The following is a 1,557-nucleotide window of genomic DNA, read 5'->3' as shown; positions in this document are numbered from 1 at the left end:
CGGCGAGCCTAACCTGATCAGAGTATGCGATCAGGACCGGGATCAACCGGCAAGCTGGCGGTGCAATATGGATGCCAGGATTTGCTTCCCGGAATGGGACACAGGAGCTGTGCTCGGCGTGACCTTGCACATAGTGATAAACCGAGAATGCGCTCAGTCTGCCAAGCCTGGGCTATGGTAGTGAACTACAGCGTCGAGGATCGTTTCATAGACGCTACCCGTGCCCGTCTCCTCCACGATTCTGCCCCTCAATTCCCTGCTTTTGAGCATCAGCAAACAGTTTATCGGTTGCCTTGTCCGCGGACATGACGTCGGCGCCGGCGACGTTGGGCACATTGTCGGAAAGTGGTCAATAACCGTTAAGTTCGGATCGATCGTCAGGTTCCCACGAAAACGCGAGATCTGAGCCCTGGTTCATCCGATTTGAGAGGCAGAGGAGCCAGCCCTTTGGTTTTACTAAATTAGAAAAGACGTTATAATGGGTTATGCCGACAAAATCCCCTCTCATGTCGGCTAGGCCCGGCGGCCGAAACACCGCACCCAACGCCCTCGACCGCCGGACCGCTGGCCTAGCGGTCAACTGCTCGCTGCGGACGTGCCGCGCCAATCTTTTGCAACACAGAAAGCGTGAGACTCTTTCAAACGCTCGTTGCCGTTGAAGACCGAGCGACAATAGGACTGTACGCTTCCGACAATGGATAGCGAGTCATTACGGTACCGGCCTGCGGTGTCCCAGGTGACCCGGTTAATGATCTCCTTCGCAACTCTCGATAAATTAAAACCGAGAACCCGCGCCTTCTCCCTGTACGGAAGAAGCGCGCGGGCTGCCGGCACCACCCCCACCAAACAGGATTATTTGCCGAGCGGCCGTTGCCAGCAATAAAGTTTGACATAGTGGGCGCTATTTATTCACTCCTCCCGGAAATCCTGCAGCGACGCATGGCGTAGGTCTTCCTCGCCCCGTAGGTGCTTGACACGGCCGATCAGCCCAGGCCTGACCCATTTGCGTTGCCGGCCGCCTCATGCCCTTCGGCGGTGGCCCTGCGTGTTCCCGAACGCGCTCCCAGAGCCGTTCCCGCATTTCCCGGTTTAGGGTGATGAAAGCCGAGCCGACATAGCGGCCTGTGTCTCGCTCGGCCATCAGAGCGAATGCCGGCTTGCCGGCCTAGCGCTCGACGCCGAGCAGCTCGTATTCATCGATGCCGCCTTTAGCCAGTTTGTGGATGGGCCGGATCGATACTTGCTCTCCTTCCGCTTCGAGACGACGCCTTCGAGGCCGGCCTGCTCGACGAGATGGAAAATCGCCTTGGCATCGCCCGGCAACGCCTGACTAAATTGGATGTGACCGCCATCCGGAATCATCTCGGCCAGTATCTCACGCCGGTCTTCTAGAACCATGTCGCGGAGGTCGTGGCCATTAAGGTGCAGCAGATCGAAGGCGACGAAGTACAGATCATGCTGGCGCCGGGTGATCGCTTTCCGAAGTGCTGCGAAGTCGGAGATCCCCGCCTCGTTGGTGACGATGATCTCGCCGTCAATGATGGCGCTTTCCACCTC

The 1,557-nt window shown here is 58.1% G+C and carries 1 protein-coding gene; it reads right to left on the bottom strand.

Going from position 1 to position 1,557, the window contains the following annotated elements; genetic code table 11:
- Window positions 1–1,140: 1,140 nt before the first annotated feature.
- Window positions 1,141–1,557, bottom strand: a 417-nt coding sequence (locus AC04SI_RS33260; protein ID WP_488475725.1) for an ATP-dependent DNA ligase, incomplete at its 5' end; no start/stop codon positions are given.

This window comes from Mesorhizobium sp. CNPSo 4689, assembly GCF_057784325.1.
This window is presented reverse-complemented; position numbering and strand designations above follow the sequence as displayed.